Below are 21212 nucleotides of genomic sequence, written 5' to 3'. Positions count from 1 at the left end.
GACCATCTCTGTCCACCCTCCCCTCGGGGCTTTTATTGTTGTGGGTGAACACTCAGGCCCACGCTGCCGGCTGCTTTTGCAAGGGCGAGATCGGCACGTGGGCACGGGTCTGGCAGAGAGTTTTCTGATTCATTCATTTGTATGGAGGAAATGTGGCGGTTTGTATGAATGGGGAACAATCACGCAACCTAAAGTCGCGCATTGATTGACACACTTTTTTCATGACTGCTATAATCCACGCAACATTTGTTCGCCGTTATGAAAAAGGAGGAGCGAGCTTGCCGACAGGATGGGAGACGAAGTTTCAGCGTGAAGGTCTCACCTTTGATGATGTGTTGCTTGTACCCGGTTACTCTTCGGTTTTGCCCAAAGATGTGGATGTGGCAAGTCAATTCACCACGGACATCCGTTTAAACGTTCCCATCGTCAGTGCCGCCATGGATACGGTCACCGATGGGACACTGGCCATTGCCATGGCACGGGAAGGTGGTATTGGAATTGTCCACAAAAACATGACCATCTCTCAGCAAGCAGAGGAAATTGACAAGGTTAAGCGCTCCGAGAGCGGCGTCATCACCAATCCCATTTTTCTTTCTCCTAACCATCCTGTCCAGGATGCAGAAGCACTCATGGCCAAATATCGGATCTCCGGCGTACCAGTGGTTGAGGAAGGAACGCGACGGTTGGTCGGAATCATCACAAACCGCGATTTACGTTTCGAGAAGAATTACGAGCGGCCCATCCGTGAAGTCATGACCACAGAAAATCTCGTAACGGCGAAGGTTGGAACTACTTTGGCCGAGGCAAAGGAGATTTTGCGCCGACATAAAGTTGAGAAACTCCCTCTCGTTGATGAACAAGGGATACTGTGCGGATTGATTACTATCAAGGACATTGAGAAGGCCCGGCAATATCCAAGTGCAGCTAAAGACAGCCAAGGCCGCCTGTTGGTGGGCGCTGCGTTGACTGTCTCAGCGGACATGTTCGATCGCGCTGAAGCCCTCGTCCACTCCCAGGTTGATGTGTTGGTGGTCGATACTGCGCATGGGCACTCTGAAGGTGTAGTGCGCGCTGTCAAGGATCTGCGTCAGAAGTATCCGCACGTTCAGCTGGTGGCAGGTAATGTGGCGACTGCTGAAGGCACAGAGATGCTCATTGAAGCTGGCGTCAATGCCGTGAAGGTGGGGATTGGACCGGGATCTATCTGCACAACGCGCGTCGTAGCGGGAATTGGCGTGCCACAGGTAACGGCAATCTACGAGTGTGCACGGGCTGCCCGTCCACGTGGTATACCCATCATCGGGGATGGCGGCATCAAGTATTCTGGAGATATTGTCAAAGCACTGGCTGCAGGCGCAAGTACCGTGATGATTGGGTCACTCTTAGCGGGTACTGAGGAGAGTCCGGGGGAAATCGAGATTTATCAAGGACGCCGATTTAAAGTTTACCGAGGCATGGGCTCGATTGGCGCGATGAAAGCTGGGAGTGGAGACCGGTATTTTCAAGGCGAGGCCAAAAAACTCGTTCCGGAGGGTATTGAGGGTCGTGTTGCTTATCGCGGATCCCTGGCGGAGATTCTCTACCAATTGACGGGCGGCATTCGCGCTGGTATGGGGTATTGTGGAACTCCGACTGTGCAGCATCTTCAAGACGAAGCGCAGTTCATGCGCATCACGTCGGCCGGATTGCGGGAAAGTCATCCACACGATGTGCACATTACCAAAGAGGCTCCGAATTATAGTATTTGACGCCTGGGCGGAGAATTTCTGGCATGTCTTGAAGCACGTCGCAGCGGTACTCCAAGCAACCTGTGCGGCGTCTTGAGATGGACCGTGCCGTTTCGTCGCGAAGGGGCAAATGTGATATACTTATTCACAGTCTAAACTCGATTTGTGCATATCTCTGTGGATAACTTCGAGTGAAATGAAATCACTTTCCGCTTGACCTGATGTCATCAGGCAAGCGGATTGATGTACGAAGGGGAGAATCACATGGCAAACGTAGGAACTGAAAGAGTCAAAAGAGGCATGGCAGAAATGCAAAAAGGTGGCGTCATTATGGACGTCATCAACGGAGAGCAGGCGAAAATAGCGGAAGCTGCTGGTGCCTGCGCCGTCATGGCACTGGAGCGCGTACCATCGGATATTCGTGCTGCCGGGGGCGTGGCGCGGATGGCGGATCCGACGATTATAGAAGAAGTCATGAAATCCGTCTCCATTCCGGTCATGGCAAAATGTCGGATTGGTCACATTGTTGAGGCTCGTGTGCTTGAGTCACTCGGGGTGGACTACCTGGACGAGAGTGAGGTCCTGACTCCCGCTGACGACAAGTACCATGTGGATAAGTCGTCTTTCACGGTGCCCTTCGTTTGCGGCGCTCGGGACCTTGGCGAGGCTCTTCGCCGTATCAGTGAAGGTGCTGCCATGATTCGCACAAAAGGCGAGCCTGGCACGGGCAACATCATTGAAGCTGTGAAGCATCAGCGCATGATGCAAGGTCAAATCCGCCGCATCCAGGCCATGTCTCGGGATGAACTGTCGGCTGAAGCCAAAAATCTTGGAGCACCGTATGAGCTGCTGCTTCAAGTGCATGAGATGGGCAAGTTGCCGGTCGTCAATTTCGCTGCTGGCGGCATCGCGACACCAGCAGATGCAGCGTTGATGATGGAATTGGGCTCGGACGGAGTATTCGTGGGCTCTGGCGTCTTCAAGTCGGAGAATCCCGAGAAATTTGGACGCGCGATTGTTCAAGCGACCACGCATTATCAGGATTATGCTCTGATTGCCGAACTTTCCAAGGGACTTGGGACGGCGATGAAAGGCATTGACCTGAACACACTCCGTGAAGACGAGAGAATGGCCTCGCGCGGTTGGTAAGATTTTAACTCTCGGAAGCAAGTGACCGCCTCGGCGGCGGTCACCATCCTCTGCATGGTGAGGTTGACGGCATGAAGATTGGAATTGTTGCAGTGCAGGGGGCATTTCGTGAGCACAACCGGATGCTGCGTGGCCTCGGCGCCGAAACGGTCGACGTCAAACGCACGAGTCACTTGGATGGACTAGACGGCCTGGTTTTACCCGGGGGCGAGAGTACATCAATCGGTCGCCTGATGCGCGAGTATGGTCTCATCCAACCGATTCGTGAATTGGTACAAAAGGGTCTGCCGATGTTTGGCACGTGCGCTGGTATGATTGTCATGGCTACGGAGATTGCGGGTGGCGAAGAACCCCACTTGGCCGTCATGGATGTGACGGTCAATCGAAATTCGTTTGGACGTCAAAAAGATTCTTTTGAAGCAAATTTGCACGTGCCTATTTTGGGCAATCCCGATTTTCCGGCTGTCTTCATTCGCGCTCCGCACATTGAGCGCATTGGTGAGAGTGTCGAGACTATCGCCGAGTACGAGGGACGCATTGTGGGAGTACGCCAGGGAAATTGTTTGGCTATCTCGTTCCACCCGGAATTGACGGACGACTCCCGGTTTCATCAGTACTTTTTGGAACACATGGTCGGCGTGAAGAACGCATCGTAAAGGCAATTTTTCGTAAGGACATCTTCGGCGGCGCGCAAAGACGTGTCGCCATTTCTCCATCTGAGGTCAGAGTGAGGTGACAGGCTTGCTGGATTTAAAGGATATTCGCCTTCGACCAGACTATTACCGAAAAGGCTTGGAGCGAAAAAAAGTCGATTTGTCTCTTCTCGACCGTCTCTTGGCGGTGGACGAAGCGTGGCGCAAAGCGCTGGCGGAAGTGGAACAACTCAAAAGCGAGCGCAACAGGGCATCGGAAGCCATTGCCCATCTAAAGAAGTCTGGGGCGGATGCGGCCAGCGAGATCGAACAAATGAAAGAAGTGTCCAACCGCATTAAAGTGATGGACGAGACGGTTCGCGAACAGGATGCAGAGGTACGTGCGCTGCTCTTGGAGATTCCCAACGTCGTGCATGAGTCGGTGCCAAACGGTGAGTCTGAAGAGGACAATGTGTTTGTGCGCGACTGGGGAGAAAAGCCGCGTTTCTCGTTTGAGCCGAAGCCTCATTATGAGATTGCTGCTGCTCTCGACATGGTTGACTTTGAGCGCGGCACCAAAATTACGGGCAGCCGGTTTGTCGTCTACAAGGGGCTCGGTGCGCGGCTGGAACGGGCACTAGCCAGCTTTATGCTTGACTTTCAGACGGACCAAAACGGGTATACGGAGATGTTCCCGGCGTTTATTGCCAACAACGAAAGCCTCGTTGGAACAGGCAATTTGCCGAAATTCAGTGAAGAGATGTTCAAACTCGAAGGACTTCCTTACTATCTCATACCGACTGCCGAAGTTCCATTGACCAACTACTATCGCGATGAAATTTTGGCGGCCCATCAATTGCCAGTCAAATTCGCCGGGTATAGCTCGTGCTTTCGGAGCGAGGCGGGATCTGCCGGGAAAGACACACGCGGCCTCATTCGGTTGCACCAGTTTCAGAAGGTAGAGCTCGTCAAGCTCGTGAAGCCAGAAGAATCCTACCGGGAATTGGACATGCTGGTAGAAGACTGTGCAGACATTCTGGAAGCGCTGGAGTTGCCCTATCAAGTCATTGAAATTTGCACGGGCGATCTCGGTGCCAAGGAAACGAAAAAATACGATTTGGAAGTCTGGCTACCTGCGCAGCAGACCTATAGGGAAATCAGCTCTTGCTCCAACTTTGAAGATTATCAAGCAAGGCGCGCCAATTTGCGTTTTCGTCGAGAGGAGTCAGCAAAACCAGAATTTGTGCATACACTGAATGGGTCCGGTCTCGCCGTGGGTCGAACGATTGCCGCCATTCTTGAGAATGGGCAACAGGCAGATGGATCGGTGCGGTTGCCGAAGGCTCTTGTGCCCTACATGGGGGGCCTTGAGGTGTTAGACTGAGTCGATGAACTCACTTGGAGGAGGATGGTCGTGCGCGTTTCCCACGTTGAAGTACGTCTGTCGAGTGCTGATTTAAATGATTGGATGGCAGAATTGTCTCCGGACCTCAAAGCCCGTATTGTGGATATTAGCGAGTCTGGTGTCCACGGACAAATCCGCCTACTCGTATGGAATATCGACTTCGTGGCGCGACCTTCCGCCGACTGGGCAACGGACACCATTACCTTGGAAATTTCCGCGCACAAATTAGTCAATATTCCCTCCGCGTTGGTGGAGCGGCAATTGAAAGAGGCCCTAAAAGACGGTCCGCCGGGCGTGGAAGTGCTGCGACAGAGCTTGCGAATTCACGTGCCCGCGCTACTGCAGCCACTCGGAGTGACTCTGCGCGTCAAAGAGTTGCGATGTCAAGTCGGGTATCTCGTATTGGTGTTGGAACAGTGCCGGTTTGCCATGCCTGCCATCGGATCGACCGAAGCCTTTGGTGCAGTTCCTATCGGCGCGCCGCATGTGCGCTCCGCCACTGTCCCGCACGACGTGAGGGAGGCCTCGCGCGTAGCGGGAGCTTCTTCCACAGACCCGACTTCCTCCGTTCGTGAAGAGTCGCCCATGCAAAGAACACCATCCACCTCCTCCTCTTCGACGTCTTTGCAATCCACCCGTTCCACTTCTCAAGATGTTCCTGGTATTACCGCAGAAGCCAAGCTGCCAGATGCTCAGATGACCCCATGAAACGAGATGAACAGTGCCATTGGCTGAGAAAGACCGGAACGAGCAGTGGCACATACAACGCCGCATGGGTTATACTAGCTCATGTATCGGCGAATTGGTTCCCGGTACGTTGGAGTTAGGTGATTGGACATTCTGTTCAGATATCGACCTAACCGAAAGATGTGCCACAATATGCGGAAGATTTACGTGCACCCGTAGCTCAGGTGGATAGAGCGGTGGTTTCCTAAACCGCGTCTTGCGGGGGTTCGAGTCCCTCCGGGTGCGCCAGAAAAGGTTAGTGCATAAGGGTTTGTGGCTAAAGGTGTTTACTAACATCTGAGCTGCAAACCCTTTTTGCTAACAAAATGCTAACCTTCGTGTTGCGAAACGGTTTTTCGGTTAGCCGAAAAGCTCTTTAGCAAACGTATCGACTGCCTTTTCCTGAATGCCCGGGAGCAAGTGTGTGTATGTGTCTAGTGTGATGCTAACATTGGCATGTCCGAGTCGCTCAGCTACGACCTTGGGATTAACCCCCTGCTGCAGTAATAATGATGCGTGGGTATGGCGAATGTCGTGAATACGGATACGAGGTATCCCAGCCTTTTGAATTAGCGAATTCCATCTCGCGGTAAAATTCCCGTGGTACAGCGGAGTCCCCTTATCCGTACAGCACACAAAATCGAGGCCCGTTTGATAATCCTCTCCGAAAAATTCCCTTTTGAAATCTTGTTGTTTCTTGACATCTTTCAGGACATCAATTACTTGGTTCGGGACTGGAATGGTTCTGTTACCAGAACGCGTTTTAGGTGGTTGAACAACGTATCCGCCTTTCACGAATGATAATTGCTGTTGAACGGTTACTTTGCAATTGACAAGGTCAACGTCACTCCATCGTAGGCCTAAGACTTCACCTATTCTCATCCCTGTGGTCGCCAATAACAGGAATACATGATGGAGTTCATCTTCAGACGAGACAGCAATAAATTTTTGCAACTGTTCTTTGCTCCAAACCTTCATTTCTACTTTTTTGGGCCGCGGTGCGTCGACGAGTTTACATGGATTTCGCCCAATTAAGTTCCAACGAACCGCTCGATCTAATGCGTTCTGCAAGATTAGATGAACATGGAGAATAGTTCGCTCGGATAAATTACCTGGTTTTCCATCGGGTCTAGGACTTTCTCTAAGCTGTTTGTACAGCCTTTCAATATGATTTGGTGTAATTTGTTTAAGCTTTAAATGTCCTATGTGAGGTATGATGTGGTAGTTCAAAGTCCATTCGTAACTGCGCCATGTGCTAGGGCGTACCTGTAATTTCTTCTGTTCCCCCCACTCGTTCAAAAAATCCGCAAATGTTTGATTCGCGGGCGCAACAAAGGAGCCTTTTTCAACTGCCGTGACTTGTTCGGCAAGGGCTGCCTGCGCTTCTTTCTTCGTTGTAAAGCCGCCAACCCATTTTTGCTTCCTTTTTCCCTGTTCATCCCGTCCAATATCAAAAACTATTGACCACGTTGAACCCCTTTTAACGACGGAACCACGCAAACAAAAAACCTCCTCTATTATTACTTTGGGAACATTATAACAATTTCCATGGGAAGAGAGTTCAACATTTAACAAAACATCGGGATCTGGGTTTTTAAGACATCCAATGGTCCCTTGGGTCATAATTCGGGTTGTTGTAAGAGAAAGTAATACCACAATTCTTGCACTTATATCTTTGCTTTCCGGGATTGTGTCTTCCGTACCCGACGATCAACTTGGAACTACACTTTTTGCACTTCATAGTGGGCGGGACAATACTGCCACTTTTGTCACGTTCCCCAACGGTAAGGAATCCACAATCGCGACACTGGTAACGCTGACGATGCTTATCACTGTCCGCAAATCCGCGCTTAAAGAAGTTTGAGCACTTTTTCTCTGTTCTCGGGCAATCAATCGTAATCACCTAATAGTCCCCCTCGCAATGTAGGCTATTAAACTTTTTTAAAATATGCTTTTACGCGCACTTTATCAACACATCTTTCTATCCTCCTCGATTCCATCTCGAGGAGCGATGTTTCGTGGAAACCTTTTTTGATGTTCTGATCCAGGTGTGCAAACAGAGGGTTGAACGGTCTACTGGGAAACCGTGTGATTATGCTTCAGCTGAGAGGGAGCTAGACAAGGTTCTCAAGACAGTGAATCTAGACGTTAAGTACAAGTACAACATTCGAAGAAGATACGAATCTGACCCAGAGTACCGAATTGAGCAGGAGTATGCGATCGCAATTGCGATCGCGTTCAAATTCCCCACAGTTGAAGAATTGAACCATTTCTTATCGAAAGCCAGCTACTCTTTGAGCGATTGTCACCAGAAGGACATTATTATTCGCGACATAATTGCATCATCCAAAGGTAAGTGCACCCTATTTGAAATAAATGATGCACTTTATGACGCTGGTTTCAAACCTCTCATTGTAGCACGCAAGAGATGACCAAGTTTCGCTTGCGCGACGAAAATCCGAATCATTTTCAGAAGTATCCTGAACTCAGGCAGAAGGGGCAGCCAATGAGACATGCTGCACATCGCGGTTGCCTCCCATGCCAGTAACAATACTAGATTTACGCGATTGGAGGGGAGCAAAAGGATGCAGGAGAGCATGAACGGGAGCAAAGAGCTGAAGAAGTCCATCACGAACGTGACGATGACAGTCTCTGAGGTTGCTTCAGTAATCGGTGTAGGCCGAACAACAGTTTACTCGATGGTGCGAGAAAACCAAATCCCGTATGTGCGTGTCAGGTCTCGGATTCTGTTTCATGCCGATGTGATCGACAAGTGGTTGCGGGGCACCGCGCAAGATAGCTCGTTTTAATGCCGTCGTGGGCGTAATTCAGTGTTCGAAAATGAGCAAGAAGTAAACTTCTAACAAAGAAAGGGATGCTTAATATGCGACTGGAAGGTAAGTCCTTTGATTTTCAGGCGATTGTGGGTTCTCCTGAAGTGCTTTGCATCAGCGAGGGGCCATACTACAAGTACGTGAATGGCGTGAAAACGGACCAAGTCGAAGGTGTGGCCTATACTTGTGTTCTGCCTAAGCTTGGGTATGAGCGCGTTGTTGTGAAAGTACCCGGGCATAGCCCGGTAATTACCAATGAACAACTGAGCGAACCTGTTCTAATGACGTTCGAGTCAGCTATTTGCAAGTTTTATAGAGACCGCTCAGGTGACTATCAGCTTTCTTGTAAGGCGGATAAGGCAATTGTAGTGAATCGAGGGGTGGCTAAGTCATGACTAGATTGGTGCAATTCTTTAGGCATGTTTCCACCGCGGTCAATCGTTTGAAAAAGGGGCAGGCATCAATTGAAGACAAGATGTTGCTATCAACGCTGATTCTTGCCTTCATGGCTATCCTCGTGGCGGTGGCGACGATCCGATATTGGATCTTCTATCTGCTTGCATTCGTGGTTGTCATTTACCTGATTGTCGAACGTTTCCGTCCAGTCTCGCAAGCTCCGACTTACAATCTGATCGAGTCGACAGTTCGTGAAATGTACGCTGTGCTGTCTGAGGTGCATAACCGTATCGATGCGATGCGACCGCTCGATCTGCAAGACATCGTTGTCAATCCTTGCGTTTCGAATCGAGACGGTATCGAGTTCGTGACCGTACGGGCACCGAAACGCAAGCGAGGCACGAGTACCCAGGAGGATTTACGACTGTTCGCGCAGATTATCCAAGCTCGCATCATTGCTCATTTGCGCGAGGGGCTCGTCGTTAACATTCCGTTCGCTTTCTGCGGCGGCAATATGCCGATTTTTTGGATCGACCGTGTTTACGATGATATGACTAACTTATTCGTAGACGTGCTAATTGTGGATTCGGACTTGAAATGGCAGTATGTCGTCAAGTCTCAGTTTGCTGCCACGACGCCACTGCCGCCCGAACCGCCAGATGAGGATTTTTGAAAGTGCCGATTAACGTTGCACTAGATGCTGAGTTGCTTACGGAAGGCATCCATCATTACCGAGCTTGGAACTTCGAATCAGTGCCCCACGCCATTGTGGTGGGGCCAACTGGCTCCGGCAAAACATTCCTTGTTAAGCTCGTTCTTGCGCGAATTGGGCTGCGAGTGCGCAATGCCAGTGTAGTGTTGTGTGACTTCAAAGCCGAAGACTTTCACTTTCTCGCGGGTGCACCAAATCACTATGAGTTCCTCGACTGTCTCGAAGGGCTGGACAGGTACTATAAAGCATTCCTCGCCCGTCAGCGTGGAGAGGACACATGTCGTGACTTTCGGCTTTTAGTGTTCGATGAATGGGCTGCATTCCTAAATACCATTGACAAAAAGGAAGCTGATGCAGCTCGTTTGAAACTATCGACACTTCTGATGCTAGGTAGATCTAGAAATATTCATATATTGAACGTGCAGCAGCGAGCGGATGCAGAGACATTTGCAAAAGGATCTCGCGACAATTTTGGCCTTGTGGTTGCGCTCGGCAACCTCAGCAAAGAGAGCGCCTCTATGTTCGGATTCGACAGGGATATGATGCAACCCGTCTCGGGTGTCGGGAGCGGCCACATGTTGATTAACGGAACGGATATGGCCGCAATCAAGGTGCCAACTGTGCGGGACGTAGCGAGGATGGAGGCATATATCCGGCGTGTCGTCGCAAGGCCGCTGTAGGTCGGGAGGCGTGGGCGAAGCCCAAGGAGCCTCCCGACCACGACGCGCGGAGCGCGGCGAGTTGGCTAGGCCCAGTATTACCTAGCCAACCTCTGTCGCATGTCGCAAATATTAGGAGGTAGACTTAGATGCCAAAAGATACACAGTCCAGAAAGTGGCAAATAACGATCAATAACCCGTTAGACTATGGATTTACGCATGAACGAATCAAAAAGGAACTCGACCATCTTAAGTCAACACTTTACTATTGTATGGCTGACGAGTTAGGGTCAACGCATCACACCCACATTTACGTAGTGTTCTCCAGTGCAGTCAGATTTTCTACGATTAAAAACTGTTTTAATGAGGCTCACTTAGAAATTGCTCACGGTACCTCTGAGCAAAACAGGGACTACATCATGAAGGCCGGCAAATGGTCGAACGACAAAAAACATGGCACCACGATACCTGGCACATTTGAAGAGCACGGAGAAATGCCCGTGGAGCGAAAAGGCACACGAAATGATTTAGCAGACTTGTATGACATGATTAAATCTGGTTCAACTAATTTTGAAATAATGGAGCAAATACCTGAACACCTACTACACATTGATAAAATTGACCGTGCCCGTTTGGTGATTAAAGCCGAGGAATACAAAACAAAGTTCCGCAAACTGGAGGTTAATTACATCTGGGGTCCGACTGGTGTCGGCAAGACGAAATACGTAATGGAGAAGCATGGTTACAGCACGGTTTATCGTGTCACTGATTACGAGCATCCATTCGACCAATACGAAAGCCAAGATGTGTTGCTTTTTGACGAGTTCAGGAGTCAACTGAAAATTAGTGATATGTTAAATTATTTGGATGGTTATCCGCTTCAGTTACCTTGTCGATACACCAATCGACAAGCCTGCTACACGAAGGTCTATATCCTTTCAAACATGATGCTCGAGCAACAGTACACAAACATCAGAATGGAGCAAGCCTCTACTTGGATGGCTTTTAAGAGAAGAATCCACAAAGTGCAGTACTTTCAGGGCGAACACGACTTCTTACCGCCAGCGACCGCGTCTGATCTAAAAAAATTAATGAAAAGGGAGGGTTAATCGCCCTCACCTTCTGCTCAGGGTGTTTATCGAAAGCCGCCATGCGTGCCCCAATCTTCACAAAGACACCTCAACATCCCTAACCTTAATCCAATTTATCAACCAGTTCTACTCCCTCCACCTCACACCATGCTACGAACTCCTCAGTATCGCCATCTACACATAGCTACACTCCGCGGTCCGTCATTTCAGCGACAACAGCCATCCATTGCACTGGGTACTCGCCATCGTAACAATGCAAGGCCGGAGAACGACGGCGGACTGCCGTATTTCAATCGTTGCATTTTCCGTCAACCTCCGATCTGGGCTCGCAGAATACACGCAAAGCATCATGCCTTGCGTCTTCTGCAATGCCGTGGCCGCAAGCGCACATCACGACTGATCCACTAATCTTAATGAGCGTATTTCCAACCATTGACCCCCTGTGCAACTGCTGTAATTCCGCGTCTTGAGTATTTGATAATTAACATCTTCTATCGGCCTCAGTTCATGATTTTGAATTGTGAAAGGAGAAGCGGCAAAGGCCGCCTCTCACATGTACCCCAGTGCCTGCAAACTGCTGTAGCGTCCATCTCCAACAATGATGTGATCGAGAAGGTTAATTCCCATGATTTTGCAAGCTTCTGCCAGGCGACGAGTGACCGCGATGTCTTCAGGGCTCGGTGTAGGGTCTCCGCTTGGGTGATTGTGCGCGACAATGATACCCGATGAATTCCCCAGAATTGCTGGTTTCAGGACTTCACGCGGATGCACAATCGAGGCATCAAGCGATCCGATACTCACTGTGTGGATTCCTCTGACGCGGTGCTTTGTATCCAATAAAATCACCACGAAATGCTCACGATCCGCACCATCAAGATATTGCGTCATGACGTCGCTAGCATCGTCCGCGCTCCTGATCACTTTCACTTCTGACATCAATGAACGTTCCCTCACAAGCTGTACCCCGTAGATGGGCAAACGATTTGTTGTCATTTGAATCATCCCCCTTTTGTCCGAAGCGGCCCTTGGGCGGCTCCGCCAAGGCGGACAAATCATCGTCGTAGAGGCTCGTTGCAAAGGGTTTAAGCGCGGTACCGGACTGAGCAATCTTCTTGAGAGACATGCCGAGGGAGGATAAGGAGCGCTGCCCCTTTGTAATGAGGGGGACGGTGATAGCCTTGGTGGGGCGGAGACGATATACAGCGGAGGACAACACAAATAAAACGCGGTCGATGTTACGGCGCTCCGAACATCCATTCTGTTTGGATTTTAGTCGTTTCTTATTCGTTACAAATTCGACACATTTAATAAATCGGTGATTATCTATTATGAAAGCAAACTGTGCAGTATTTTGCCTCGATCAAAACCATCAATTTTTGTAACACCCCAAATATAATGCACAACTCTATAGTTACAACACCAGATCTTGCACCTGGATCACCCTTATATACCATGAAATTGAAAAAAATAATAGAGATGATATCGTCTACTTAACCGGATAAACCATAGCCGGAATGAATGAGGAGGTTTAACATGGAGGAGATTGGACGAATGTTAGTTAAAGGCCCTGGCAAATTAGCAGTTGTAAAACGTATAGCACTAGGCGCAGAAACGACACGTGCGATATTCGGGAATGACTTGTACCGTGGTTTGCCTGATCCAAGTGACAGTGCACTCAGTAATGTTGTGTTGTGTTACGATAAGACAGCAGCACAAAAAGGAGAATCGTTTAATTTTCATGTCCAAAACGCATCGGATGTTTACGGGGTGGCCTTTTTCGTTGCGATTACGCCGGATGGTGTCGTCGGATCACTTTCCAATGAGCAAATAGAAGAAATTTGTAATTATTATGGTATTCAGCGTCGCCGTACCTCTCATTCTCAGAAATCTGCCACACGTCCTCGTTCGTATGACCCGAGTTACGATCCAGATAAGGGGGAATTAAGGTACATCTTCGGTATACCCATGGAAGTACATGATTACGTGCCCCAGCAAATGAAAGCGTTAGATGATGCCTTCAATGAAGTCTTAACTAAACACGGACTGTCTTTAGAGGACTTAAAGGATTAAAGCACTGCACCGCAAACGAGCCGCCTCAATCATGGGGCGGCTTTATCAAACAATAAACCCAGCAATCAGTCAACTGCCGCTCAGTACAAATACGCATAAACAGAAAACACGTCTATTCGATCGAACAGACACGGCGAAAATCTTCATGTAAACTTGCGTGCATCATCAATCGGAATGTTTCGAAAATAACCATTTCCTAAATCAACTGTTGTGTGGTTACACCGGAGATCGATTGCCTCAGACTCCACAAGTCGCTTGTGGCGAGTCTCGGTAGAGTGAGGGTTCGCAAGTTTTTTACGGGACGAGCGGTTGATTTGAATTGTCAACTTCGCCATTGTATCGAACCTCCAATTGGACCTCAGTTTGATGTAATTATTTTCTGCACTTGCTTGAAAGCGTGTGATTCGCTCTGATGACCAGTGGAAGTCCAATCATTCTTGGCTCGAAGTTTCCCCAATGAGTCTTGTTCTCCCTTTACATCCCATTTGCCGTTGTTAGGAATAACAGATATTCGTTTTATTTTTGCATCTTCCTCGCGTGTCCAAACGTGTGTTCGGTTCGAATAATTGTAGCTCCAATCCAAACCTTTGTCAATTTTCGACAAAGCGTTTATCATGTCCAGAACCGTGCTATATCGTTCGGTTCCACTGACTTTTAGAGCAGTCGTGATTACTTTACGCAGTTGCGCCGGGATATGTGGCAAGAACTTCACACGATCTGGAAACTTCCCCTGTTGAATAGCATTCGGTTTGTCAGTGAATGAATCCCACTGTCTCTGAAACTCTTGGTTACCGTTGCACATTCTGTACAAGGTAAGGCCACACTGATAGATGTCAAACAACACATCTGCTTTATTACTTATAAAAGCTTCTGGTGGAAAATGCTTTCCATACGTTTTATCTGGTTCTGCGAATCCGTTCACATCGACATATTTGGTCAAGCCAAAATCGGTCAAGACAGCGACATCGGAGTCATTTATAAGTACATTTGTAGGCTTCACATCCAGGTGTAGAAGGCCCTTCGTATGGATATAATGTACCCCACTAAGGAACTCCAGACCGTATTTCACGATTTCTCGAACCGTCAAATACCTCGAGTTGATGAGTGTCTCCAAAGAGCCTTTTTTGTAGTAAGGCATTCCGAGGTAGATGTAATCATTGTCGTAAGTAGCATAGTTAATCGGTACGACATTGGGGTGACTCGCAGTGTTGAGAATTCGGGCCTCATTAAAGTACGCATCAGGGTTCCTAAAAGCAGATTTGTTGAGTTGTTTAATGACGATCTCCGTATCTAATTGAGGGTCCCAAGCAACGAAGACCGTCGAATTCCTACCTTGCCCGTTTGAGACATCAAATCTGTGTTCGAAATCCAGATTGGTGATGTACATTTTGACACCCTATTCTCTATAAATTTAGTGCACCAAGAGCGGTTAAAATACTCTCGCGTTCTTCTTTACCATAGTCAGCCCAATCCTCTACACTAAAGCCAGGTAAATGGAACTCTCCGTCTATGTTAGCCGTAATCATTTTAACATCAGTGTTTAACAATCTTCCTAGAGTAGACTTTGTTCCGGAATAGTATCGCTGGACAGTAGAGTTGGCTAGAAGTTCTTGCACAACACCCTCAATGTTAATTCTGAATCGATCAAGGTTTTGCGTACTACCTTCATAGACACGTATCCCTGCTAATTCAACCTTGAATTCGGCTATGATCGACTGCAATGTCGTACGAATAAATGCCAACTGCTTTGGGATATCAAGCGCCCTTGGCACGGTCAAGCTTTCAACAGACAACACTAGAGAATCCTCGTCGGCAGTCGCGATACAGTAATAAATCGTTTTCGGGCTTACCCTGATACCGATAGACTTCAAGCCTAACCCACCTTTTGAAACTTCGTATGTAAATAAAAGTTTGCTTAAATTCATTAACAACGGTAATCATATACAGATAAAAGAAAACGTAAATCAACTTTCAAAGGTGTGTTGTTGGTCAATATCTGGTTTGTTCTCTCTTCAAATCTTCAACAAAAGAACTCATTGGTCTAACATAGTCCTTCATTCCAACGTGGTTACTTGCATTCAGCAACTTTCGAGAGTCATCACGCAGGTAAAACAGGTGGCCTTGATTGCCTAAGGTCGTGATTTTGTCGTCGCTCAAGTCTTCGTCGTACGTTGATAGATGCCACATTTGCTTGATTTTGTACTTACTCAACACGCCGCGATCTGCACTCGAAACCTGCTTCCACCGTTCGCGTAACGTTCTCTTGCAACTAATTCCAATTAACCACCCATCACCACATTTGACCCATTTATCGACCTCGATGTCAGCTTGGAAATGATCAGGCGCGTGGGCCGCTGGGATTCCATAATAATCAAACAAGAAAGATGCAACATCCTCTAAACTCCCACCAGCACGGCTCTTTCGCTTTTGGCTTAACCTGCGTTCAAACTCTTGTGTAAAAGCCGTTAGAATCATGTTGGCTTCCATCTCTGGCATTTCTTGAATGTCTCGTCTAAGCCGGGTAAACTCACGGACAACAGCAGAACGCTCGGCATTCAAGCATCCCTCGACTCCCAAGTCGTCCCAAACGTTAATGACCGTTGCTAACCCTTGAGTTCCGAGAGAATCTAGATAAGCCTTCGCCGTTGCTTCTGTATACTCTCTGTCGTTACTCGGAATGCCCGTTAGCGCGTTATTGATCGGAATCATGATGGCCTCAGCCGTCAGGATAAACACTCGTACATCGTCGAGCGTTTGCATTTTTTCGCTTAAATCCTGATTGAACAACTTTACTCTGTCAATGACCGATTTCGCATTCTGGAAGCTTGCTTCTACAAGACTCGTAATGATGTTTTTACAAAGCGTTAGTTTTGTTTCATCCGTGTGTTCCCTCGTGCCTAAAATCATGTGTAGCTGGGCTGCAATTTGAGCCAAGAGGTCGCTCTTTTTGCCTACTGCACCATATTTGTCGCTGGCGATTAACATTCGTGCGAACCAATAGGCATTTTTCCAAGGACTTTCAAGTATTAACTTCTCAATTTTGCTCTTCTCGTCTGGACTCATTCCACACCTCATTAAACAATCGATTAGATGCCATTTCGCAATATTCTTGTGCTATATCAATACCAATAAAATGTCGGTTCAGGTTACGCGCGGCAACTGCCGTCGTACCACTACCCATAAATGGATCAAGGACTATATCGGCGGTCGTTGAGCCTATCACTCGCTCGATTAATTCCACGGGAAACGGAGCGGGATGCGGATTGTTCATCTCTTGACTAATTTGCCAGATGTCACCGTGTTTGTTTGCGGACTTGGCTAATTTGAATTTAGGCTTTGCGATGAGGTAAATAACTTCGTACGTCGGTAGAAAGTATCCGGGATTAAAATTGATTCCGCCCCTCCTCTGCCAAATTATAATCTGCCGAACTGGGAAGCCAGAAACAATATCTTGACGATCTTGGAGCAATCCGTTTTGCACACGCCACTTGTGATTGTAGAAGATAGCCCCATCATCCTTAATAACACGGAGCATTTCTGTAAGACACGCACGTTGCCATGCGACGTACTCTTCGTGTGGCATACAATCACCATGCGAAATGTACCCGTTAAGTAGAGCTGCATTTGACCACTTACCACCACGTCCGTCTTTCATACCGTTTCCTGTAGAATTTTTGAGATTGTACGGAGGTGACGTAACCACTAAATCAACAGATTCATCCGGTAAATTTCGCATGATCTCGATTGTATCGCCGCATATGAACTTATCTAACAGTCCCTCGAACGACAAATTTCGTACGGATTCCGTTGTCAAATACCTCGTTCTTGCTACATCCTGTGTCATCAGTACCACCAAACCCTTTATGAAGTGCATAAAACGCGATAGATATCATTGTTCTAATAATAGCGGGTTTGAAGTGGGATGTACACGAAGAGTGATGCGATCCTACACCTTTCAGGCTTGCCTTTGCTCGCTGTCATGTAATTCCTTATATGTTTGGACAAGTTTCGTTTTTAGGAAGTTAAAGTCATCGTCATTAAGACGAACAATTGACCGTTGAAAGGCAGATCCCCAATTATCCGCAATTCGTCGAGTGACATTCAATTCACGCACGAAAGGCTTCACTGGGACAACGCATTCTTTTGGTACGGCGATTTCAAACGCTACTGGCAGTTCATATTGATAGGCTCTACCCGACAGTACAGCCGTTTCCCGTAAGAGTTGTGATGGACCTTGCACTCTAAGAAGCCCGATGATACCACTCTGCCCAGCGACATATACAAGTACCTCATCACCAGCCGACAAATTGTGCAACTTGGAGACCATAGACCTGTCTTTGAGGAGCCATCGATTCTCCTTTACTAGAGCATCAAAAGGATCCGGGTGTGTAACAAAGAGATAATGGTTTGTTCCCACTCTAACCACCTCTGTCGAATGAATTCAAATACCGTCTTATGATTTCCAATTCCTGACCAATCCACACGGTGAGTCGTTATTTTTGAGCTGACGGTACTTCGAGCTTCATGAGGTGTGCTTCATAAACTAGAAAAACGCGATTAACACTCTGTCCAACATGGTGCAGTGGTTCGAAGATTATAAAGTTCCCGACACGTATTCATTATCACTGAGCCCGATGCCCGCTGCTCCAGTTCCATAATGAGGTGCCCGAAACCTGCGTTGTAGGAGAAATGAATGTTCGATACGTTTATACATGAGTAGTCAGCTTTAGAGGTGAAAATGGAATCGGAATTCCCAGCTCTATGACTGCTAACAAATTTGCTAACGTACTGTTAGCGAACGCCTGATAATTCTCTGCACTCGGCGATACAACAACTTGGAAAATTCCGCACCACGCAAGAAAATGTGGTATTCTTCGTCACCCAGCAACACCCCCGGAGGGCAATTCCTAAACCGCGTCTTGCGGGGGTTCGAGTCCCTCCGGGTGCGCCATGAAGGCTTTACGTACCAAGGGTTTGTGGCTATTCGAGACATGTGCTCAGATGGCCGCAAAGTCGTTTTTCTAACAAACTTCTAATATCGCACTTCTGTTCATCATTCTTGCGGCATTGCGGAAGCCATTAAATTAGCGCAGCGGTCTTGAAAACCGACGAGTTCGCAAAGGCTCCGTGGTTCGAATACCACCCTCTTCGCTAAAAATCCAATAATGACGGGGGTTCTCTCGTAATATGTATGTTTCTGAGAATCCGCGTTGTTTTTTGTCTTGTGTGCCTTCAGTGAGCATAATTTTTTTATGTGCCCTTTAATGTAGTGGAATGTGTAGTGGAATGGCCTAACCAGTCAAACTCGCAGTTGGATAAAAATCCTTTCAGATTTAAGCGACGTGGGACACAAACTGGACCAGGACCCGCTACCGAGACTTTCAAGGAGTCGCTTATGTTAAACTTATCAACCCCTGCACGGTTGAAACAGCGACAATCGCATTCTGTAATCCCTACGTCATTTTCCATAGCGAAAGTAACGACCCGGTGCCTTGAGCATTTTAGAATCGACGACACGGTCTCTGAAGTAAAGTGCGTGGAGTGCTGGCATCCCCGATGTATTGCCTTCCTTGTGATGTCACCGTATAATGTTATCGTAAACTGTCTAAATTATAGATATAATTTCTGTGGTTGGTGATAACATTGTCTACGTTCAATTCAGGTTACCTATCTCAATTTCATATCAGTCCTCAGGTTCTGAGTGCGACAACGCAGCTCGGTGAGTATCGAGGAAAGCAGGAGCTGTTTCAGCGACAAATTCCTCAAGTCCTCGATACACTCAGACAGAGTGCAATCATTCAAAGCACGGAATCATCGAACCGCATCGAGGGTATTGTCATCTCATCTAAGCGACTTGAATCCATCGTCAATAGGAAGGATGAACCGAAAAGTCGTTCTGAAGGTGAGATTGCCGGATATCGTGATGTTCTCGCGATGATTCATGAGAGCTATGAACACATCAAAATCGAATCGAATTTCATCCTGCAGTTGCATGGTTATCTCATGAAATATACGGGAACAAGCGGTGGAAAGTGGAAGTCCGCAGACAATACGATTGAAGAAAAGCATCCTGACGGCACCATTCGTGTTCGGTTCACACCGACTCCCGCGTGGAATACGCCTGATGCTATGAATAAACTATGCAAGTCATTCAATCGTGCGAAGGATATCGGTCAGTTCCCAATGTCGATTTTGATTGCAGGATTTGTGCTCGATTTTCTCTGCATCCATCCGTTCTCAGACGGAAATGGCCGCATGGCGCGGCTACTCACCCTGCTGCTTCTCTATCAGAGCGGATACATCGTAGGACGGTATATCAGTTTGGAGAAGGTCATCGAGGACACAAAGGTTCAATACTATGACACGCTTGAGCGTTCTTCTCAGGGATGGCACGAATCTGAACATGATTTTGCACCGTGGCTTGAGTATTTTCTGACCATGTTGCTCGAGTCCTATCATCGCTTTGAGGAACGCGTCGGAACCATTGAGCAGACGCAGAAAAGAGGATGGAAACAAGCAAGGATTCGTCAAGTCGTGGACGGGTTTATGGCAGATTTCACGGTGGCAGAGCTTGAGGAGATGTGTCCTGGCATCAGTCGTCCGACCATCACAAAGACACTGAATGAGCTGGGCAGGCAAGGCGTTATCGAATGTATCGAACTCGGTCGTCATGCGAAATGGATAAAGAAAAGGTGATTGTGTGAACGGTTCTAAATTCAAGGCAATGAGACGCGAAATCGAAGAAAGTTTGTCAATGAAGGCAACCTGAAGGACCTAAATGACGTGCAGTCGATGATCAAAGACCTCTTCGCGAGCACCGTGCAAGAGATGCTTGAGGCGGAGATGGACACACACCTTGGCTACGCCAAACACGATAAGAAAAACAAAGATACCAAGAACCGTCGAAACGGTCACTCCAAGGAGAAAGTCGTGACATCGGAGCTGGGTGACTTCACCGTGGCTCTCCCACGCGATCGACAAAGCGAGTTGGATTCCCTCATCGTCAAGAAGCACCAAAAGCGCATGTCCAGCATGGAAGACCAGGTGATCGGCCTTGTGACCTGTATGCGCGCGGTGTCAGTACGCGCGATATAGGGGTTCATCTGCACCAGATTTACGGTGTAGACATCTCGCCCACCCTGGTCTCGAATCTGACGGACAAAAAGACGTGCTGGCGATGCGGCGGGTGATATATACGACGAATATCATCGAAGGATACACCGGCAATTACGCAAGGCGACGAAGGGCAAGAGTATTTTCCCGAACAATGAGGCGTTGACGAAAATGCTGTACCTGGCGACGATGGAAGTGACACGCAAGCGGATCATGCGAGTGGCAAACTGGGGTCAGATCTTAGGGCAACTGGTGTTCTATTTTGAGGATCGATTGGCAGATCATTAGACCAAGCTCAATTCATTAACAAAAAATTCATTTATTAGTCACTGATCCATTTTTGCCAATTTGCTATAACAAGTATTAATTTCATGGGAAGCGTTTGCTTCGCTACTTTCTAAAATTACTCTTTCCACAAAAGTCACTTTCATTCTAGTGAAAATGCGAGGAGAGGTATTATTCTATGAACCGACACGGCCTTTGGGAAGAGTTAAAGGAGAAGTTTAAGAACTATCCTGACCAAAATCAGAGGACATATCCAATCCATCCGCGACAATATGCACAGGCATTGACACAGCAAATCGCACGTGAACTTGGTGACACTCTACAGCAACTCTTAGATAGGGGGTGCTGAATGAATCAGGCGACTTCCCCTGCAAAGCTTAAATCAGTCCCAATAAGCTCCATAAATATGAGCC

At 47.9% G+C, this 21212-nt stretch carries 22 protein-coding genes, 1 tRNA gene and 1 pseudogene; 16 read left to right on the top strand and 8 right to left on the bottom strand.

Annotation, left to right across the window (positions count from 1 at the left end; genetic code table 11):
• Window positions 1-278: 278 nt before the first annotated feature.
• The 6 genes from guaB to M4I36_RS10065 all read left to right on the top strand — a co-directional run bounded on the left by guaB (window position 279) and on the right by M4I36_RS10065 (window position 5888).
• Window positions 279-1748, top strand: a complete 1470-nt coding sequence (gene guaB, locus M4I36_RS10090) for an IMP dehydrogenase (protein ID WP_258111610.1) — start codon at window positions 279-281, stop codon at window positions 1746-1748.
• A gap of 243 nt (window positions 1749-1991) precedes the next feature.
• Window positions 1992-2876, top strand: a complete 885-nt coding sequence (gene pdxS, locus M4I36_RS10085; protein WP_258111609.1) for a pyridoxal 5'-phosphate synthase lyase subunit PdxS — start codon at window positions 1992-1994, stop codon at window positions 2874-2876.
• Between the two features lie 71 nt (window positions 2877-2947).
• Window positions 2948-3532 carry a pyridoxal 5'-phosphate synthase glutaminase subunit PdxT gene (gene pdxT, locus M4I36_RS10080; RefSeq protein ID WP_258111608.1) on the top strand — a complete coding sequence of 195 codons (585 nt, stop codon included), beginning with the start codon at window positions 2948-2950 and terminating at the stop codon, window positions 3530-3532.
• A gap of 85 nt (window positions 3533-3617) precedes the next feature.
• Window positions 3618-4892: a serine--tRNA ligase gene (serS, locus tag M4I36_RS10075; protein ID WP_258111607.1), complete on the top strand. Its 1275-nt coding sequence runs from the start codon at window positions 3618-3620 to the stop codon at window positions 4890-4892.
• 30 nt (window positions 4893-4922) lie between these two features.
• Complete coding sequence (locus M4I36_RS10070; RefSeq protein ID WP_258111606.1) at window positions 4923-5621, top strand: hypothetical protein; 699 nt, start codon at window positions 4923-4925, stop codon at window positions 5619-5621.
• Between the two features lie 188 nt (window positions 5622-5809).
• Window positions 5810-5888 (top strand) — tRNA-Arg (locus M4I36_RS10065).
• A gap of 111 nt (window positions 5889-5999) precedes the next feature.
• On the opposite strand, the gene M4I36_RS10060 is transcribed toward M4I36_RS10065, so the two are convergent.
• Together M4I36_RS10060 and M4I36_RS16875 are read right to left on the bottom strand one after the other, a co-directional pair.
• Window positions 6000-7139, bottom strand: coding sequence for a site-specific integrase (locus tag M4I36_RS10060; RefSeq protein ID WP_258111605.1), 1140 nt, complete (start codon window positions 7137-7139; stop codon window positions 6000-6002).
• Between the two features lie 139 nt (window positions 7140-7278).
• Window positions 7279-7374, bottom strand: a pseudogene (locus tag M4I36_RS16875) (transposase-like zinc-binding domain-containing protein); the annotation flags it as partial.
• 283 nt (window positions 7375-7657) lie between these two features.
• On the opposite strand from M4I36_RS16875, the gene M4I36_RS10055 reads away from it, so the two are divergent.
• From M4I36_RS10055 to M4I36_RS10030, 6 genes are all read left to right on the top strand, one after another.
• Window positions 7658-8071 (top strand): hypothetical protein, encoded by a 414-nt coding sequence (locus tag M4I36_RS10055; protein ID WP_258111604.1) that lies wholly within the window; start codon window positions 7658-7660, stop codon window positions 8069-8071.
• Window positions 8072-8224: 153 nt separating this feature from the next.
• The gene (locus tag M4I36_RS10050) at window positions 8225-8449 is read left to right on the top strand and encodes a helix-turn-helix domain-containing protein (protein WP_258111603.1); all 225 of its coding nucleotides are present in this window, start codon (window positions 8225-8227) and stop codon (window positions 8447-8449) included.
• A gap of 74 nt (window positions 8450-8523) precedes the next feature.
• Window positions 8524-8868, top strand: a complete 345-nt coding sequence (locus M4I36_RS10045; protein WP_258111602.1) for a hypothetical protein — start codon at window positions 8524-8526, stop codon at window positions 8866-8868.
• On the top strand, window positions 8865-9542 hold the full coding sequence (locus M4I36_RS10040) for a hypothetical protein (RefSeq protein WP_258111601.1): 678 nt from the start codon (window positions 8865-8867) through the stop codon (window positions 9540-9542). The genes M4I36_RS10045 and M4I36_RS10040 overlap by 4 nt, the downstream gene beginning before the upstream one ends.
• A 2-nt stretch (window positions 9543-9544) precedes the next feature.
• Window positions 9545-10261 (top strand): type IV secretory system conjugative DNA transfer family protein, encoded by a 717-nt coding sequence (locus M4I36_RS10035; protein WP_258111600.1) that lies wholly within the window; start codon window positions 9545-9547, stop codon window positions 10259-10261.
• Between the two features lie 128 nt (window positions 10262-10389).
• A complete protein-coding gene (locus M4I36_RS10030; RefSeq protein WP_258111599.1) occupies window positions 10390-11349 on the top strand; it encodes a hypothetical protein in 960 nt (319 codons plus the stop codon).
• A gap of 531 nt (window positions 11350-11880) precedes the next feature.
• Here the strand turns inward: M4I36_RS10030 and M4I36_RS10025 are convergent.
• The gene (locus M4I36_RS10025) at window positions 11881-12324 is read right to left on the bottom strand and encodes a JAB domain-containing protein (RefSeq protein WP_258111598.1); all 444 of its coding nucleotides are present in this window, start codon (window positions 12322-12324) and stop codon (window positions 11881-11883) included.
• A 540-nt stretch (window positions 12325-12864) separates the two neighbouring features.
• On the opposite strand from M4I36_RS10025, the gene M4I36_RS10020 reads away from it, so the two are divergent.
• Window positions 12865-13401, top strand: a complete 537-nt coding sequence (locus M4I36_RS10020) for a hypothetical protein (RefSeq protein WP_258111597.1) — start codon at window positions 12865-12867, stop codon at window positions 13399-13401.
• A gap of 358 nt (window positions 13402-13759) precedes the next feature.
• Here the strand turns inward: M4I36_RS10020 and M4I36_RS10015 are convergent, their stop codons facing one another.
• The 5 genes from M4I36_RS10015 to M4I36_RS09995 all read right to left on the bottom strand — a co-directional run bounded on the left by M4I36_RS10015 (window position 13760) and on the right by M4I36_RS09995 (window position 17818).
• Window positions 13760-14788, bottom strand: a complete 1029-nt coding sequence (locus M4I36_RS10015) for a serine/threonine-protein kinase (RefSeq protein WP_258111596.1) — start codon at window positions 14786-14788, stop codon at window positions 13760-13762.
• Window positions 14789-14804: 16 nt separating this feature from the next.
• Window positions 14805-15272, bottom strand: coding sequence for a hypothetical protein (locus M4I36_RS10010; RefSeq protein ID WP_258111595.1), 468 nt, complete (start codon window positions 15270-15272; stop codon window positions 14805-14807).
• Window positions 15273-15390: 118 nt separating this feature from the next.
• On the bottom strand, window positions 15391-16464 hold the full coding sequence (locus tag M4I36_RS10005) for a PDDEXK family nuclease (RefSeq protein WP_258111594.1): 1074 nt from the start codon (window positions 16462-16464) through the stop codon (window positions 15391-15393).
• Window positions 16436-17245: a DNA-methyltransferase gene (locus M4I36_RS10000; RefSeq protein WP_258111593.1), complete on the bottom strand. Its 810-nt coding sequence runs from the start codon at window positions 17243-17245 to the stop codon at window positions 16436-16438. Before M4I36_RS10000 ends, M4I36_RS10005 begins: the two co-directional genes overlap by 29 nt.
• Window positions 17246-17356: 111 nt before the next feature.
• Window positions 17357-17818, bottom strand: coding sequence for a hypothetical protein (locus M4I36_RS09995; protein WP_258111592.1), 462 nt, complete (start codon window positions 17816-17818; stop codon window positions 17357-17359).
• Window positions 17819-19044: 1226 nt separating this feature from the next.
• On the opposite strand from M4I36_RS09995, the gene M4I36_RS09990 reads away from it, so the two are divergent.
• From M4I36_RS09990 to M4I36_RS16710, 3 genes are read left to right on the top strand one after another with little or no spacing between them, the layout of a single operon-like run.
• Window positions 19045-20097: a Fic family protein gene (locus M4I36_RS09990; protein ID WP_258111591.1), complete on the top strand. Its 1053-nt coding sequence runs from the start codon at window positions 19045-19047 to the stop codon at window positions 20095-20097.
• A gap of 18 nt (window positions 20098-20115) precedes the next feature.
• Complete coding sequence (locus M4I36_RS16715; RefSeq protein WP_483860618.1) at window positions 20116-20496, top strand: transposase; 381 nt, start codon at window positions 20116-20118, stop codon at window positions 20494-20496.
• Window positions 20463-20591 carry a transposase gene (locus M4I36_RS16710; RefSeq protein WP_308661188.1) on the top strand — a complete coding sequence of 43 codons (129 nt, stop codon included), beginning with the start codon at window positions 20463-20465 and terminating at the stop codon, window positions 20589-20591. Before M4I36_RS16715 ends, M4I36_RS16710 begins: the two co-directional genes overlap by 34 nt.
• Window positions 20592-21212: the final 621 nt, after the last annotated feature.

Source organism: Alicyclobacillus sp. SP_1 (assembly GCF_024706985.1).
Taxonomy (GTDB): Bacteria; Bacillota; Bacilli; order Alicyclobacillales; family Alicyclobacillaceae; genus Alicyclobacillus_I.
This window is presented reverse-complemented; position numbering and strand designations above follow the sequence as displayed.